Genomic DNA, 15,065 nt, shown 5'->3' with positions numbered 1-15,065 from the left:
GGCACCCAGACATTGGGGCGCAGTCCCGCGGACTCGTCCCAGTGGCCCTTCCAACGCGTGGCGTGGGTCCGATCTGGCGACCGAGCTAACTCGCGTTCCGTCACCGGTGGAATGGGGTCGAGGTCTGGCGTACGGCGAGACGATTCCTCGGGACCTCGCGCCGACTCCGGACCCCGGTGACCCCGCTCGATGGCGGACTCGACTAGGTCAGTCGCACGAGATCTTACACCCGCGCTGCCACGGCCCCGATGACTTCCCGACTCGGTGACGCCGTGGACAGGACGCCCTCGATGGCCGAGCGTCTACCGGACGGCTACCGAAAAGGCGGCACCCGGCCGCTTCGGATCAGCGATTCGGGCAGGTCAGGGCTACTGTGGGGGACCGCCTGCATGTCGCCCTCCGGAGGCGAAAGCGCAGGTTCGAATCCTGCCGGGGGCACGATCTTGGGAGCTCTCTGTTCGCTGTGATGCGCGGACCGGGAGCTCGTGCTATTTCTCCCTGGGGGCCGAGCCCCCAGACCCCCACGGTGCGGACGTAGCGCGGCGCGGTCGACGCCCGCTTCCATTCGAGGGCGCTGCTTGGGGTAGTTGCGCCGGAGCACTCGGGCTGAGTACCCGGCGGCCGGGATGCCGTCCGGATCAGTGAACGCGGAAACAACCTTAGCCTCATCGAACAGGTGTCCGACCGCGTCCGGCTGTCATCGGCCGTCCACGACTATCTGTGCCGAATACGTGCCGAAGCCATGCGCCCCGCCCGGCGGCCGGTAGCCGACCTCCACCCGGCGGCGAAGCTCCGCCTGTCCCCCATCGAGGCACTTGGCGTAGTTGCGCCACAGCACCTCCGGCGACTGACCGGCCCACTCGGCGACCTGGGTAGGCGAGATGCCCGCGTTCAGCCAGGTGGAGACCGCCCGGGATGTGGGGCTATCTCCCAGGGGTGGGGCAGGCGGTGACCGGGGTGATGTCCCGGACGTTGCCGATCGGGGTGCCGTTGAGGGTGAGCTGACCGTTGGTGGTGCGTCCGATCAGTCCGCACGTGGCGGTGCCGGTCTGGTCGACGACGACGGCGGTTGTAGTGGCCGTCTGCTTGGGCTGGGCGGCGACGCTGATCAGCCCGAGGAGCCCGATCGTGAAGACGGTGAGCGCGGCGGCCAGGCCGGTCCATCGGGCCCACCGCAGCCACTTAAGGGCGTCGTCGGTATTGGTGACTACGGCGGCCCGGTAGGCGCTGCCCGACCAGTTGTCGGAGGTTCGCAGGCTAGCCCCATGGGCGGCCCGCACGCCGGTCGCGATCGACGCGCCGGCCAGCAAGCCGGCGACCGCGACCAAGCTGACGATGACCCAGCGCAGCGTCGGGCTCGGCACGTCGGCGAGCTTGGTGGTGCCGCCGATGACGGCGACCGCGCCGAACAGGCCGAGCAGCGTGCCGACGGTGCCGGTCCAGGCGGTCGCCGATGCCCGGATCCGGGTGAGTTGTTCGGTGGCGAAGGTCACGGCGGCCTTGTCCCACTCCGCCGCGTCGGGTGGGCCGGGCTGGTGCGGCCGCGACTGCGGGTCGGGCGGTGGCTGTCCGGTCACGACGACGCGGCCCGGATGTCGGCCTGCTGCCCGCAGCCTTTGACGGGCTCGTCGGTCGGTCTGCCCTCGTGGGGATGCCCGCAGTTGCATTGGGCGTGCTTCCAGTCCATCGGCGGGGCGTAGCGCTGCTTGGTCTGGTGGACGGTCATAGGATGCTGGCAGTAGGGGCAGTCGCCAGCTTTCATCCAGCCGAGTTGGACGTCGTGTTCCAGCCAGGGTTGCCACGGCCAGGACCCGACGGTGTTCCCCCAGCCGGGGATCGGGTCCGGTCGGTACGGCGTGCCGCCGGTCGGTGTGTTGGCTGCGTTGGTCATGGGGCTCCGGGCGGTGTCGGATCGGCGGGCGGGTCCAGCAGGGCGATGAGACTCTGGGCGACCTCGATGTCGGCGGCTGCGCCGGCGCCGTAGGGCGCGTAGTCGGCCAGGGCTGCGCGGGCGTACAGCAGCGCGTCGCCGGTGCGTCCCGCGCAGGCGAACAGGAATGCGACGCTGTAGCGGGTCTGCCCTGCGCGGTAGCGGTCGCCGACCGCCTCCCTGAGGCGGATGGACTGCTGGTAATGCGTCAGCGCGGTGTCGTACTCGCTGGCCTCGGTGTAAACGTCGCCGAGGTGGTGATGCGCGGTGGCGAGGTCGGGTGTCGCGTCGGCGGGCAGCAGGTCCAGGGCGTCCCGATACGCGTCGACGGCGGCGTTGAGGTGCTCCAGCAGCACCGGCTCCGGCTGCCCGGCGTCGCGGGCATCGCGAAACCGCTCGGACGCCACGGTGCCGAGCTGTCCGACGGTGCGGGCCCGGCCGAGGCGGTCCCGTTCGTCGGTGAGGTCGAGCCTGCGGCGGTACCAGCGCTCGGCCTGGTCAAGGTCCCGCAGCGACGGAATAAGCAGGTGGGCGTGGCCCAGGTTGAACGCGCACATGCCCTCTATCAGACGGTCGCCGATGGCGCGGGACAGGTCGGCCGAGCGCTCGTAATGGGCTACGCAGTTGGGGTCCTGCTGCTGGCGAAGGATCTGGCCGAGGGCGTGCTCGCCAACGGATAGGAAGCGGATAAGGAGGCGGTCTACGTCGGTGCGCCGGTCTGGGGCGGTAGCGAGTGCGGCGGCGGCTTCCTTCTGATCGTATTCGACACGGGCCTGCTGCAGCGACAACGCTGCGGTCCAGTCCCGGGCCTCCCGGGCGATCTTGGCCCGGTAATCGGTGAGCAACCCCCACTCGCCGGCGAGGCCGGGCCGGGGGCCGCCGGTGTCCGGGTCGACGAGGTCCGGTACGAGTTCGTCGACGAGGCGGGCCCACTCGGCGCCGCGCCCGGTGTGTTCGTACAGGTTAAGCAGACCCTGCATGCAGCTGATCACATCGTTCCATCGGCCGGCGGCGCGGGCCAGGGACCGAGCGTGGAGCAGGTTCGCCTCCTCCAACCGCAGGATGTCCACCACCTCGGCCAAACGCCCCTCGTACCAACTAAAATATGTGTTAGCGAGGGAGGCGATCGTGGTGATGTAGGCGGCCTGCACTCGAGCCGCCGCGTCCGAGTCCCCTTGGCTGGCGTGGAGCCGGCGGAAGAACCACGGCAGCGCCGGATGAATCGCGTAGTAGCCGCCACCGAGGGCGGTGAGCAACCCGATCTCAGCCGCCCTGTCGAGCAGGCCGATCCCGGCTTCGCGGGTCAGCCCGGCCAATGCCGGCACCGCCGACGGATTGCTCTCGTGACCCATGCCCACTAGGGCGTCGACGTCGACGGTGTCCTGGAACACGCTGAGCACCGCCAACTGGCTGCGCTCCGGCGGGGTGAACGCGGCTGTCAGTCCATAGGTGAGCGACGCGGCCAGCGACCGCGACCGGCCCTGCGCCTCGTCCGCGTCGTCCAGGTCGGCCTCGCCCGACCGCAGCCGGTCCACGAACTCCTCGATCTGGGCCTTGGCGGTGTATCCGGCACGTAGCGCCTGCCCAACCACCACGGTGATGGTGAGTGGGTTGCCGTCGCTGTAGCGCAGCAGCGGCCGCCAGTCCGCCACCGCGGTGATCCGGTGGCCGTGCCGGGCGGCCAGGCCCTGGGTGAACTGGATGCGTTCGAGCATCGGCATCTTGGGCAACCGGACCCGGATGGGCAACTCGCCGAGCCAGCCTCGTTCGTCGCGGCGCGAGGTCAACAGCAACCGCGCTCGCGTCCCGGCCGCCGCCTGCAGGAAGTCACGCAACTCGCGCTGCTCGTCGGCCGTCCAGGCCGACGGTATCCCAGCCGGGAACCCGGCGACCGGCTCGACGTTGTCCCAGATCCACAGCACCGGCGACAAACTCAGTAGCTGCAGAGCTACCTCCCGCCGCTCAGCCTGCGACAGGCTCAGCCACTGGATCCCGTTGGCCTGCAGAACCGGGTCGAGCTTGGCGCCGAGCTGGTTGAGGAGCGCGACCAACGGCGTGTGCTGCTCCAGCGACGAGAACAGCACGGGCCCGTGTTCGCCAGTCGTCGGATCGGTGAGGCCTCCGGTAGCCGTGTACCAGTTGGCAAACTCCGTCGCGGTGGATGTCTTTCCGCTGCCGGCGTAGGCGTGCAGCAGCACGATCCGATGCGTGTCGAAAGCCCGGTCCAGCGCCAGCAGAGTTTCGTCGCGGCCGAAGAACCCGACCTCGGGGGCGGGTGGCAACCCGGCCAGACGGCCCTGGGTCCGTCCCACGGTGATCTGAACCGTGTTCCGCTTCGCCTGGAGCAGCTTCATCGGCGCCGTCTCGTAGACGATCGGCACCGACCAGTCCTGCAACGGACGGGGCTCGAAGGCGATCGAGCGGTTGGGCTGGGCCGCCAACTGCTGCCGGCCCACCGACACCGCGCGACCTAGCGTGCGTCCTGCCAGCAGTGCGCCATAGAGGTCGGCGACGAACTGGGCCGCAGTGACGACGTACACGTTGTAACGCATGGCCACGACCCCGGCGACGCCGGCGTCGCTGACCTCCAATGCGAGCGAGCCGTATCCGCGGACCTGCGAGTGGACGTCAGCCTGGTCCGTGCGGGGCTCGTCGGCGGCTTCGGCGTAGGCGGAGCGGCAAGCGTTCAGAACCAGCGCCCCGACTCCGGTGCGGGCCAGCAGCGCGCCCAACGCCGGGCCGTCGACCAGCTGCTGGTTGTTCGGCGCGGTCGGGTCTTCGAACAGCAGGTACCCGTGCGTGCCCTCGCGCAGCGGGGACAGCAGGCCGTACCTGGCCGGACTGACCGGCACGCCCCCACCCCGCAACCGGCTTGCCGGCAGGTAGGTACCGTGGCCGTCGAAATGCACCGCGTGGAACGGCTTTCCGGCGGCGTGGGCCTGCTCCAGCACCGACGACAGGGCGGCGAAGGTCGGCGGCCGCAGCACGGTCAGGCCGAGGACCTCCCGGGCCTGCGGCGTCTTGAGCAGCAGCGCGCCCACCGACCGGAACGGCACGTCGTCGCCCCCGCCGGGACGGCAGATCACCAACAGCACCCGCAGTCGATCGGCGTCGTCGGCCGGCCGTCGCGGCACCCGCTTGGCCGGCTGGGCGTTGACCCGCACATACTCGGCGGCCTCCAGCGCGACGGGGCGCAGCGTACGCGGATCCCGCAGCAGCTCCCACGGTAGGATCGCCGCCGCGTCGACCTCGCAGGCTACCTCGACGCGCACCTCGTGCAGCGTTCCGCGCACGCTCGCCCACAGCTCGCGCGCCTCCTCCTCCGCGAAGACCAGCTGGAATAGCCGGGTGCCGATCTCGGCCAACCGCGACTCGACACCCGCCGCAAGTTCCGGCGCCGGGTCGAGCGGGTACTCCAGGAAGTCCTCCAGGTACCAGCGGATCCGCTCCCGGTCCTCGTCGGTGATGGACAACTCGAACCGGCTCGTCGCCGACGCCTCGGGAATGTCCTCAAGCCCGGTCACCCGCGTCGTCACCACATGCTGACCGCCCGCCGCCGCGGCCTGCGTCAACCGCAGCACGACACCCACCCGCGTCCGCCTCCTGCCCGCAACGGTCATCGATAGACGACCAGTCGACCACCGTCGAATGACCACGGGCAACCACCAACCCGACAAACCACCCGCCCAAACGGGCCAGCAGATCTGCGTGCCAGGAGACGGACTAATCGCTGCGCTTGACTGCCGCGATCCGTTCGGGCGGACGGCAGGGGAAGGTATGCCTCCAGCGGTCCTGCCGTGGGGCGGCCTATGGCCAGCCGAGAATCCCTGCCTCCGGCGGGCGCTCCGGAAGCGGCTTCCCATCGCGCGCCAGAGGCAATCAGACCGGCCCCGGCGGCAAGCGTTGGAATGTGCTTGCCGCCGGCGGCCCGGCCCGATCGGGCAGAGCCCGCGCGACGGAAGCCTTCTGGCCCCTCCCTAATGTGAGGATCACCAGGCACCGTGCCGAATACGTGCCGAAGTCGCATCGCCTCGGGTAGCCGGCCTCCACTGGGCGTCGGAGCTCCCGTCTGTCCCCGATCGAGACACTTGGCGTAGTTGCGCCAGAGCGCCTCCGGCGACTGACCGGCCCATTCCGCCACCGGGGTGGGCGGCCGCCAACGGGTGCGATCATGACCGCGGTTGCCAGCCCACCGCCGCGGCCAGAGCCGGCCGACCCGGACGCGCTGGTGGCGCGGGCCCGGCGCCGGCTGGCCGGCCGGAGTCTGGCCATCGCGGTGACCGGGATCCCGGCGCCGACGACGGGCAGCCGCCGGCGCCCGGACGAGTTGGCCACGGGGCGGCCTGAAATTCTGCACTTCTACATCTTCTGAAGTGGTGTGATGCCGATCTGGAGCGCGGCGCATTCCTCGGCCGGCACCGGCTCGATCACCTTGGCGCCACAGATCGGACAGTGGCCGGCTCGCCCTCCGGGTGACCCAAGGGCTTCGCCGCGCTGGCGGCGTCGAGCGCTACGGCCCGAGTTCGGTCAGCCGCCGCACCCACCTATTGACGTCCGCGATGGCTTCCATCCGGTCGCCCTGCGTTGTGGCCTCCCGGACGTGCTGCCGGGCCAATTCGAGGTACGCCCGGGCCTCCATGACGTCCAGGTCGTGGTGATCCTCACCAGTGGTGCAGGCATACGCATCGTTCAGTTCCCGCCTCGCCGCCGCTAGGTTGTAGTCAGCGACCGCCTTGTCGCCGGGTCCATAGCTGGGTGACCTTTCCTCATCCAGCGCTTCCTGGATGTCGGCCTTCGCCTGATAGATCTCGTCGGGGTCCGGGTTGCATTCCGGCTCGGCAGGTGGGGTTTGCTTCGGCCGCGCCGGGGTCGGGTTGTGGTGGACGGGCCGAGGCGCTGCCGTGGTCACCGTCCGGACCGGTGACGGCGTCGGCGTGTACACCGGGGCCGCCGACGGGGCCTCAGTGGTCGGAGAGGGCGAGTCTGCCGGGGTCGCCGGAACTCCCTGCGCGACCGCACCAGCGTCCACGAATTTGCTCGGGCTATTTGAGTGCCAGGAACCGGCGAACGCGATGACACCGGCCGCGACGACACCGGCAGCACCAACCCCAACCCACGTCCGGCGCAGCTGGAACTTGGAGCGTCGCCGGTGGCGGACGAGGACGCCTTGGCCTTCGCCGTGCTGCATGGGTATCGCCCTTTGCCGTTGTTGGCCTGGTCAAGGGTCAATATCGGTGGGCCGGTCCATGGGTTGAGGCATCGCCCGACACGCACGTGGGATACGCCCGCCGCGGTGTCCAGGGCGCTTGTGGTCGTCATCGCCCCGGCCTGGGGGCGGTAGTGGCCAGGGAACTCGTGCTATTTCTCCTGGAGGCCGAGCCCCCAGGACCCACGGTCAGGACGTATCGGATGGGAGCGGGCGTCGGCCGCGCGTCGGGCGGGGAAGATCTCCGCCGGCGGGGTGAGTCGGTCAGCGCCTGCGCGCGGCGGCTATACGGGCGTGGACGACCGGGGGTAGCCAATCCTTGGCGATCCTGCGGAGGCCCGTGCGCGGGTGCGGCTCGGGTATCGGTGCGGCCGGCTTGGGTGCTGACGGGTGGGCGACGGCGGGTGCCGGGGCGAGACGGACCTTGGCGCGCAGCATCGGATGGCCGGCGACGCGCTGCGTTTCGACGAAGCCGAACGGGTCGTGGGACAGCCAGGCCTCGAGATCGGCGCGCACTCCCCCGGCGTCGCCCCAGGTGCCGTACAGCTTCGACTCGGTCAGGCAGATCGGCTGCAGCCCCTTGTTGAGCACGGCCTCCCAGACGGCACAGGCGACGCCGGGGGTGTGCTCGGCGCGGAAGTCGTCGAACACCACGATCCCATCCGGCCGGAGCAGCTTGCAGGCGGAGTCGACGTCGGTTGCGACGTGTTCGTAGAGGTGCGAGGCGTCGATATGGATGAAACGGCACGAGGCCGGCGCGACATGGTCCACGATCGCCGACGACGGAGCCTTGACCACGACGGGCAGGTCGGGGTGGAACCGTAGGTAATTGCGCTCGAACGCCGCCTGGGTCAGGGTCGAATAGGACCGCTGCATCTCCACCGAGTTCTCGGCGTCGGGCGCGTCGGACTCGAACAGGTCGAGCACCGTGAACGTCTCGCCCGGCCGAAGGTAGTCGCCGATCAGCACCGCGCTCTTACCGAGGTAGCAGCCGAGTTCGACGACGTCGCCGAGCTCGCCGAGCCGCGCCTGACGCTCCAGTATGCGGGCGAACATGCGCCGGTCACTGGCATTGAACCAGCCCTTGATCGTGTCCAGATCCTGGGCGACCGTGGCTGACATCAGCGTACGGGTGTCGGACATGCGGGCAGAGTATCGAGTTATTTTACCTGGTTAGGGGTGATTTGGGCGATCGGTGCTGTCTGAGGTTGTGCGGCTATCTCGATCGCAGCGTCTGGGCCCACGTACGGAAGCCGGAATCCGGGGCCTGGTTGCAGTAGCGGCGGAACTGGTCTTGTACCTCGTCCCGGTGTAGGCCGCCGGTTATCGCCGGTGGGGTGTACCACGGGAGGTCGGGGCTGGCCGGCCAGTCGGCTACCAGGGCGCTGCCGCCGTCGGCGGGGGAATCCAGGCCGTAGTAGACCTCGTCGACCTTCAGGGCCATGGCCGCGCCCAGGCACATCAGGCAGGGCTCCAGATTGACGGCCAGGCGCAGCGGATGCGGGCGCGGGGCCCAGCCGAGCTTCTCGTCCGCCTCGGTCATGGCCAGCAGGTCGGCGTGCACCAGGCGACGGCCCCACGAGCGGTCGCGGGTGTGTGCGCGGGCGATGATCTCGCCGCCCATCTCGATGACCGCGCCGATCGGCAACTCGCCGTGGGCCATGCCCTCCTCGGCGACCTCGATCGCGGCCCGCACCAACTCGTCGGGGGTCATGATCCGCAGCAAATCAGTCGGGCGTGGCGGCGGCAAGGGGCCGAGTCCAACGGCAAGCAGACGAGTCCTAAAGATCGGGCTCGCGCCGGGCAGGACCGGGCCTGCCGTTGTTGTTTCTCGTATGGGACGTTGCGGGACCCGGCCGTGCTGCTTGCCTCGGGCGCGCGGGCGTGGGTCTACGTGGCGGCAGGGGATCGAGTCGGCGACAACCGGGACCACAAGAGCCTGACGGTTTACCCTTTTGGGATGGTTGCACCGGTTTGCGTCGTCGTTCCGGCGTACCGGGCGGGGCGCTTCATCCGGAGCACGGTGGAGAGCGTGCTCGCCCAGACCTTCACCGACTTCGAGCTGGTCGTCCTGGAGAACGGCGTCACCGACGACACCGCGGCGATCGTCGGTGGCCTGGGTGACCCGCGGATCCGGCTGGAGCGCAACGAGAACGTCCTGCCGATGGCGAACAACTGGAACCGCGCCGTCGAGCTGAGCCGATCGCCGCTGGTCAAGGTGCTGTGCGCGGATGACCTGATCTATCCGCGCTGCCTGGAGACCCAGGTCGCCGAGCTGCGGGTCCGGCGGTACGCGGCGCTGGTGGCCTGCCGCCGCGACCTGGTCGACGCCGACGGCGCCACGGTCAGGGCCGGCGGCGGCCTGCGCGGGCTGCTCGGCCGGCGCACCCGCGACGAGGTCGCCCGGGCGGTCGTCCGGCACGGCGGCAACCCGATCGGCGAGCCCGGCTCGGTCCTGTTCCGGCGCGAGGCGTTCGACGCGACCGGCGGCTTCGCCACCGAGCAGCCCCTCCTGATGGACCTGGACCTGTGGGTACGCCTGCTGGACCACGGCGACCTCATCGGCCAGGGCGAGAGCCTCGCCGCGTTCCGCCTGCACGACGCGTCGACCACCAGCCAGGTCACGGTCGAGCAGCAGGCCGCCCAGGCCGCCCTGATCCGTGACCTGGCCGTCAGCCATCGCGTCCCGATCACCGACCGCGTGATCGGCGCCGCGGTGTCCCGCCTCGGCCGGCTCTGGTGGAACCACCTGCAGTCCAAGGCCGGCACCTGACCATCAGTAGGACCGGGCCGTCCCGGGTCGACGCCGGCTACAGCGGGGTGCGGGCGATCGCCGACGGGGCCCGCCCGCCCAGCAGCCAGCCACCCACGGCCGCGACCAGCGGGAGCCCAACGACCAGGCCGGCCAGGTTCATCAACGGCACCTCGGCAAGCCAATGCAGTTGATGGACGTACCAGGCGATCTGGGCCGCATAGGCACCCGTCACTCCGAGCAGCGCGCCGAGGCCGCCGAGCGCCGCCGCGGTGGCGGCGACCAGGATCCGGCGGGTGCCGCCACCGGCGCCGTTGGCGGTGAGCGTACGCAGATCGCGCGCGCCCTCGCCGCGGATCAGCCCGACCGTCATGGCCAGCACGCCGAGCGCCACCGCCACCCCGATGCCGGTCGCGATCGCCCGCAACCGGGCCATGTCGGCCAGCACCGGGCGGGTCTCCACGCTCAGGCCGGTGGCGATCGCCGTGGTGGTCGCCTTGTCCACCTGCGCTGGGGTGAGCGCGGCGGGCGCCTGGATCAGCCACCCGACGGTGATCGGGTCGAGTCCCAGACTCCGCATGCCGTGGTCGGTCAGCAGCACGATCGGCTCGGAGGTGTACACCGGCAGGGTCACCCGCTGGACGGCGGGCTGCCACTTGTGCGGCCGCTCGGCGCCGGTCAGCAGGTCGTAGCGGGACAGGTCGGTGCGCGCGGTGAGCACCTCGGCCGCCGGGTCGATGCTCGCCGGGTCGATGCCGTACCGCTGAAGCAGGGCCGGGGTGGCGACCAGCAGCGGGATCATCGTATCCCCGTTGTACCTCGTGTGACCGCCGTCGCCCGGCTCCGGGATGCCCAGCACCGCGACCGGCTTGCCGTCGACCCCGCTCGCGCCGCCCATCGGCTGAGCTTTCGGGGAGAGGGCGCCGACCAGCGGCAGGGTCCAGCGGGCGTGCAGCCCGTCGGCGACCGACTGGACGCCGGCCTGCGTGTTCCGCAGATCCTCGGCGGACAGGGTCGGCACCGGACCGGAGATACGCTCCGGCGAGAGCCAGACGATGAGCTGGTCGGGTGGCAGGTTGCCGGTGGTCGGCGGTGCCTCGCCGGCGGCCTGGGCTGCCCCCGCACCGATCACCACCGCGGCGGCGATGCCGGTGCCGAGCGAGATCGCGGCCAGCGCGGCGCCCGAGCGGGCCCGGTAGCGGGCCAGGTCGCGCAGTGCGAGCCGGGGACCGACCGGGCAGATCCGGGCCACCGCCGCCAGCGCCGCCACGCCCAGCGGGGCGAGCAGCAGCATGCCGACCGCCGTGGCGAGGATCCCGCCGACGATCAGGAAGGGGCGGGAGTGCTTGGACGCGACCAGCAGGGCCAGGCCGGCGGCGGTCAGCACCACCCCGGCCACGGCGAAGCGGTGCGCTGGCCGGGGACGCGGCGGCCGGTCGGAGAGGGCGGCCACGATCGGCACCCGGGCCACGCCACGGGCCGGCCACCAGGCGGCCAGCACCGCGGTCAGGAAGGCGAGCAGCAGCGCGATCACGACCTCGGTCCAGGGCACGTCGAAGCGGTCGATGCGGTGCTCGACCAGGCCCTCGAGCCGGGTGGCGGCGGCGAACCAGATCAACAGGCCGAGTCCGCCGCCGACCACGGCCGCGACCGCCCCGACCAGGGCGCCGTTGGCCTGGGTGACCAGGCGCAGGTGCCGCTGCCGGGCGCCGACCGCGCCGAGCATGCCGAGCGCGCGCTGGCGGCGCTGGGCGAGCACGGTGAAGCCGGCCGCGGCGAGCAGGCCGACGAAGAGCAGGCCGACGGTGGCCAGGATCAGCACGGCCTGCGGGCCGGCGTTGACGTCGCCGGCCCCGCGGAAGTCGACGGTCGAGCCGTCCGGGCGGTGCACCGCCGCGAACTGCGCCCCCGTGGCCTTGACCAGGATCTCGACCCGATCGACCGGGCCGGGCAGGCCGGGCTGCACCAGGGCGAACGTGTCGAGCAGGTCGAGCGGGTTCTCCACCAGGCCGACCACCGTCCACGAGGTGCCGGACGGACGCCAGGCGCTGCCGACGTGCAGGCCCAGCAGGCGGGCGACGCGGGCGGTCAGCGCCACCTCGCCGGGGCCGGATGGGTAACGCCCATCGGTCAGCCGAAGTTTGGGCTTTCCCAGTGGGCCGTCCGGCGCTTGACCGCGTACGTCAAGCGCGGTTGCCAACCCTCGGACCGTGACCTTCCGATGCTCGATGATCTCGGCGGCCGGATAGGACGCCCGCAGGGCGGCCAGGTCCGAAGTGGAGCCTGGCAGGCCGACCCGGTAGTCCGCGTTGCCGAAGACCGCGGCCGGCGAGGCCGGAGCGTTCGCCACCGCGCCCAGCCCGAACACGGTCGCCGTCACCGCCAGGGTGAGCAGCGCGAGCACCAGCGCCTGCTGCCGCCACTCGCGCCGGAACAGCCGCCAGGCCCAGCGCACCACGGCCCGCCTGGCTGCCATGCTCATAGCGCCGGCCCCGACGGGAAGCCCGGGCCGGGCGCGAGCAGGGACTCGGGGCCGGCCGGCGGGGACGTGCCGTCGGTGACCCGGTCGTCGCGCAGGAAGATCACCCGGTCGGCCCAGGAGGCCGACTGCGCGTCGTGGGTGACCACCACCGCGGCGACGCCCTGCTTGCAGGCCTGCCGGATCAGGCGCATCACCGCCTCGCCGGTCGACGAGTCGAGCGCGCCGGTCGGCTCGTCGGCCAGCAGCAGCCGGCGATCGCCCACCACCGCCCGGGCGATCGCGACCCGCTGGCGCTCGCCGCCGGAGAGCTGGTCGGGGAAGTGGCCGGCCCGGTCGGCCAGATCGAGGCGCTCCAGCGCGGTCATCCCGGCGGCCCGGGCGCGACGGGCGGAGAGGCCGTCCAGCTCGAGCGGTAGCGACACGTTTTCCACGGCGGTCAGGCCGGGCAGCAGGTTGAAATCCTGGAAGACGTAACCGATCGAGCGGCGCCGCAGCCGGGCCAGCTCGTCGCGGGACATCTCGGCGAGCTTGCCACCGCCGACCAGCACCTCACCCGAGGTCGGCGCCTCGAGGCTGCCGGCGATGGTGAGCAACGAGCTCTTGCCGGAACCGCTCGGGCCCATCACCGCGACCATCTGGCCGGGATCCACCGCGAGGTCGACGTCGTGCAGGGCGACGACCTCGGTGACGCCCTGGCCGTACACCTTGGACACCGCGCGCAGCTCGAGGACGCTCATCGTCGGACTCCGATCTTGCGGCGCAGGGCGACGGCCGGCTTGCCGGCCGGGGCGTCGGCGGGCGCGCGCCGGATCCGGCCGTCGGCGGCGTCCAGCCAGCGGATCACCGAGTCGAGCCGGAACAGCTCGGCGTCGACCACCAGGGCGAGGCTCAGGTCGAACTCGGCCTCGTCGTTCTTGAGCCTGGTCCACTGCTGCATCAGCTCGACCAGATAGCGCCGATGGGCCTGGATGACCTCGTGCACGTCGACGCCGGGCAGGCGCACCGCGACCAGCACCTTGATCACCAGCTCGTCGCGGGGCGGCGCGGAGAGGTCGGGCGGGGTACGCAGCCACTCGGCCAGCTCGCCGGCCCCGCCCTCGGTGAGGTGGAAGCTCTTCTGTGGACCGTCGGCCTCGCCGTCGGACTCGACCAGGCCGTCGCGCTCGAGACGCTGGAGGGTGGTGTAGACCTGCCCGACATTCAGCGGCCAGACCTCACCGGTGCGCGACTCGAACTCCTCGCGCAGTTGCAGACCGTACTTCGGACCCTCGGCCAGCAGGGCCAAGAGGGCGTGCCGGATGCTCGTACCGAGGATAATACTGAGTATATAGGCGCCGGTCCAGACCTCGATAGTTTCAGCCACCTGTTGATCTTCCGGTCGAGCCCCGCACGGGAAGCAAGAGCCGGGCCCGGCTGAAACTATCGGAAAGTCATCGCAAGTTAGGCGTTGACTCGGCTCGAAGCGGATACCACCATGAATTCGCCCGGGCGGCGCGGCAGTGGGTGGCCGCGCCGCGCGGGCCAACAGGCCCGAACTGGCCGTTGTCCCCGGCGCCGGAACGAGGAAGCGTCGACGGCATGAAGATCCTGCTCATCCACGGCCATCCGTTCGACCACAGCCTATGGGATCCGCAGGCGGTGGCCCTGCGCTCGGCCGGGTACGACGTCATCACACCCGACCTGCGCGGATACGGTGCAGACCCGCGCCAGGTGGGCGAAATAACATACCTCTCGGACTTCGCGAGCGATCTGGCCGCCGAGTTCGACGGTCGGGCCATTGTCGGCGGTGTCTCGATGGGCGGGCAGATCGCCATGGAGTTCTACCGCCGGTACCCCGAGCGCGTCGCCGGCCTGATCCTCTCCGACACCTCCCCGGTCGGCGAGACGCCGGATGGTCACCGCTACCGCAACGATCTCGCCGACCGGCTGCTGGCCGAGGGCATGGCCGGCTACGCCGACGAGGTGCTGGACAAGATGATCACGCCGGAGCACGTGACCGCGCTGCCCGAGGTCGCCGCGCACGTCCGCCGGATGATGCTGGCCACCGCTCCAAGGGGCGCCGCCGCGGCGCTGCGCGGCCGGGCCGAGCGCCCCGACTACCAGAAAACCCTGGCCGACGTACGGGTCCCGACGCTGATCGTGGTGGGCGCGCGGGACGTCTACACCCCCCTGCCGGACGCCGAGCTGATCAGCAAGCTGGTCCCCGGCAGCGAGCTCGTCGTGGTCGACGACGCCGGCCACCTCCCGGGGCTGGAATCCCCCGCCGTGGTCAACGCCGCCCTGCTGTCGTTCCTCGCCGCCCACTTTCCGACCCCGGCGAGATAGACCTCGTCGTGGTAGATCTGGGCCGGACGGCTATCGCGAAAGGATGGCGAGGATGGCTAGCGACGATTTCCACACCGAGGCGGCCGAGGGCCGTCGCGACCGCCGGTTCCACGGCGGCACGCCCGCACACCTCGACGACGACGAGCTGAACCGGCGCACCGAGGCCGAGCGCGCCGACGCCGGAGTGTCCGACTACGACCCGGCCGACGTGCCCGCGGCCACCGACGACCCCGTCCCGTTCGACCCGGCGTTCGACGAGGTCGAGCAGGACATCGAGAGCGTGACGGCCCGCCAGGAGGCGGAAGGCGAGACGACACCACTGAGCGAGGACAACCCGTTCCCGCCCACTCGCTACGCGGAATGACTCCCG

At 71.2% G+C, this 15,065-nt stretch carries 13 protein-coding genes; 4 read left to right on the top strand and 9 right to left on the bottom strand.

Annotation, left to right across the window (positions count from 1 at the left end):
* Nucleotides 1-923: 923 nt before the first annotated feature.
* From ODJ79_RS12600 to ODJ79_RS12590, 3 genes are read right to left on the bottom strand one after another with little or no spacing between them, the layout of a single operon-like run.
* A complete protein-coding gene (locus tag ODJ79_RS12600) occupies nt 924-1,577 on the bottom strand; it encodes a hypothetical protein (RefSeq protein WP_263023571.1) in 654 nt (217 codons plus the stop codon).
* Nucleotides 1,574-1,891 carry a hypothetical protein gene (locus tag ODJ79_RS12595; protein ID WP_263023570.1) on the bottom strand — a complete coding sequence of 106 codons (318 nt, stop codon included), beginning with the start codon at nt 1,889-1,891 and terminating at the stop codon, nt 1,574-1,576. Before ODJ79_RS12595 ends, ODJ79_RS12600 begins: the two co-directional genes overlap by 4 nt.
* Complete coding sequence (locus ODJ79_RS12590; protein WP_263023569.1) at nt 1,888-5,511, bottom strand: CHAT domain-containing protein; 3,624 nt, start codon at nt 5,509-5,511, stop codon at nt 1,888-1,890. Before ODJ79_RS12590 ends, ODJ79_RS12595 begins: the two co-directional genes overlap by 4 nt.
* Before the next feature lie 590 nt (nt 5,512-6,101).
* On the opposite strand from ODJ79_RS12590, the gene ODJ79_RS12585 reads away from it, so the two are divergent.
* Nucleotides 6,102-6,302, top strand: coding sequence for a hypothetical protein (locus ODJ79_RS12585; RefSeq protein ID WP_263023568.1), 201 nt, complete (start codon nt 6,102-6,104; stop codon nt 6,300-6,302).
* A gap of 138 nt (nt 6,303-6,440) precedes the next feature.
* Here the strand turns inward: ODJ79_RS12585 and ODJ79_RS12580 are convergent, their stop codons facing one another.
* The 3 genes from ODJ79_RS12580 to ODJ79_RS12570 all read right to left on the bottom strand — a co-directional run bounded on the left by ODJ79_RS12580 (nt 6,441) and on the right by ODJ79_RS12570 (nt 8,850).
* A complete protein-coding gene (locus ODJ79_RS12580) occupies nt 6,441-6,839 on the bottom strand; it encodes a hypothetical protein (RefSeq protein ID WP_263023567.1) in 399 nt (132 codons plus the stop codon).
* Between the two features lie 561 nt (nt 6,840-7,400).
* Entirely contained in the window at nt 7,401-8,279 is an 879-nt protein-coding gene (locus ODJ79_RS12575; RefSeq protein WP_263023566.1) for a class I SAM-dependent methyltransferase, read from the bottom strand.
* A 73-nt stretch (nt 8,280-8,352) separates the two neighbouring features.
* Nucleotides 8,353-8,850 carry a nucleoside deaminase gene (locus ODJ79_RS12570; protein WP_263023565.1) on the bottom strand — a complete coding sequence of 166 codons (498 nt, stop codon included), beginning with the start codon at nt 8,848-8,850 and terminating at the stop codon, nt 8,353-8,355.
* A 246-nt stretch (nt 8,851-9,096) separates the two neighbouring features.
* On the opposite strand from ODJ79_RS12570, the gene ODJ79_RS12565 reads away from it, so the two are divergent.
* Entirely contained in the window at nt 9,097-9,909 is an 813-nt protein-coding gene (locus tag ODJ79_RS12565; protein ID WP_263023564.1) for a glycosyltransferase, read from the top strand.
* A gap of 37 nt (nt 9,910-9,946) precedes the next feature.
* On the opposite strand, the gene ODJ79_RS12560 is transcribed toward ODJ79_RS12565, so the two are convergent.
* The 3 genes from ODJ79_RS12560 to ODJ79_RS12550 are packed head-to-tail and all read right to left on the bottom strand — an operon-like array spanning nt 9,947 to nt 13,733.
* Complete coding sequence (locus ODJ79_RS12560; RefSeq protein WP_263023563.1) at nt 9,947-12,364, bottom strand: FtsX-like permease family protein; 2,418 nt, start codon at nt 12,362-12,364, stop codon at nt 9,947-9,949.
* Nucleotides 12,365-12,366: 2 nt separating this feature from the next.
* Nucleotides 12,367-13,107: an ABC transporter ATP-binding protein gene (locus tag ODJ79_RS12555; RefSeq protein ID WP_263023562.1), complete on the bottom strand. Its 741-nt coding sequence runs from the start codon at nt 13,105-13,107 to the stop codon at nt 12,367-12,369.
* Nucleotides 13,104-13,733, bottom strand: a complete 630-nt coding sequence (locus tag ODJ79_RS12550) for a PadR family transcriptional regulator (RefSeq protein WP_263023561.1) — start codon at nt 13,731-13,733, stop codon at nt 13,104-13,106. The genes ODJ79_RS12555 and ODJ79_RS12550 overlap by 4 nt, the downstream gene beginning before the upstream one ends.
* A 215-nt stretch (nt 13,734-13,948) precedes the next feature.
* On the opposite strand from ODJ79_RS12550, the gene ODJ79_RS12545 reads away from it, so the two are divergent.
* Both ODJ79_RS12545 and ODJ79_RS12540 read left to right on the top strand, forming a co-directional pair.
* Nucleotides 13,949-14,695: an alpha/beta fold hydrolase gene (locus ODJ79_RS12545; protein WP_263023560.1), complete on the top strand. Its 747-nt coding sequence runs from the start codon at nt 13,949-13,951 to the stop codon at nt 14,693-14,695.
* A gap of 52 nt (nt 14,696-14,747) precedes the next feature.
* Nucleotides 14,748-15,059: a hypothetical protein gene (locus ODJ79_RS12540; protein WP_263023559.1), complete on the top strand. Its 312-nt coding sequence runs from the start codon at nt 14,748-14,750 to the stop codon at nt 15,057-15,059.
* The last annotated feature ends 6 nt before the right edge of the window (nt 15,060-15,065 follow it).

Origin of the sequence: Actinoplanes sp. KI2 (genome assembly GCF_025630775.1) — a bacterium.
Lineage (GTDB): Bacteria > Actinomycetota > Actinomycetes > Mycobacteriales > Micromonosporaceae > Actinoplanes.
Note: the sequence above shows the minus strand (reverse complement) of the source record. Positions and strands in the feature narration are given on the sequence as shown.